This window comes from Pseudomaricurvus hydrocarbonicus (genome assembly GCF_011602365.1).
GTDB lineage: Bacteria > Pseudomonadota > Gammaproteobacteria > Pseudomonadales > Cellvibrionaceae > Pseudomaricurvus > Pseudomaricurvus hydrocarbonicus.
On the sequence record NZ_JAAONZ010000052.1, the window covers coordinates 1 to 1,174 of the forward strand.

Sequence of the window (1,174 nt, forward strand, 5' to 3'; positions counted from 1 at the left end):
TGTGAAATCGAGTAGGTCGGGACACGTGATATCCTGACTGAACATGGGGGGACCATCCTCCAAGGCTAAATACTCCTAACTGACCGATAGTGAACCAGTACCGTGAGGGAAAGGCGAAAAGAACCCCTGTGAGGGGAGTGAAATAGATCCTGAAACCGTGTGCGTACAAGCAGTAGGAGCAGACTTGTTCTGTGACTGCGTACCTTTTGTATAATGGGTCAGCGACTTATTGTCAGTAGCAAGGTTAACCGTTTAGGGGAGCCGTAGGGAAACCGAGTCTTAATAGGGCGTCTAGTTGCTGGCAATAGACCCGAAACCGAGCGATCTATCCATGGCCAGGGTGAAGGTTAGGTAACACTGACTGGAGGCCCGAACCCACGTATGTTGAAAAATGCGGGGATGAGCTGTGGATCGGAGTGAAAGGCTAATCAAGCTCGGAGATAGCTGGTTCTCCCCGAAAACTATTTAGGTAGTGCGTCATGTCTCACCACTGGGGGTAGAGCACTGTTACGGCTAGGGGGTCATCCCGACTTACCAACCCGTTGCAAACTCCGAATACCAGTGAGTGCAATCATGGCAGACACACGGCGGGTGCTAACGTCCGTCGTGAAAAGGGCAACAACCCAGACCGCCAGCTAAGGTCCCAAATGCTAGTTAAGTGGGAAACGATGTGGGAAGGCTCAGACAGCTAGGAGGTTGGCTTAGAAGCAGCCACCCTTTAAAGAAAGCGTAATAGCTCACTAGTCGAGTCGGCCTGCGCGGAAGATGTAACGGGGCTAAATTAGCAACCGAAGCTGCGGATGCACTTAGTGCATGGTAGGGGAGCGTTCTGTAAGCCGCTGAAGGTGAACTGTGAAGTTTGCTGGAGGTATCAGAAGTGCGAATGCTGACATGAGTAACGACAAGGGGAGTGAAAAACTCCCCCGCCGGAAGATCAAGGTTTCCTGTCCAACGCTAATCGGGACAGGGTTAGTCGGCCCCTAAGGCGAGGCAGAAATGCGTAGTCGATGGGAAGCAGGTTAATATTCCTGCACTTTTTATAACTGCGACGGAGGGACGGAGCAGGCTAGGCCAGCGCGGCGATGGTTGTCCGCGTTTAAGCAAGTAGGCTGGTGACTTAGGTAAATCCGGGTTGCTAAGGCTGAGATGTGATGCCGAGACTCTTTATTGAGTT

At 52.0% G+C, this 1,174-nt stretch carries 1 rRNA gene; it reads left to right on the top strand.

Annotation, left to right across the window (positions count from 1 at the left end):
• Window positions 1–1,174, top strand: a 23S ribosomal RNA gene (locus G8770_RS23795); the annotation flags it as partial.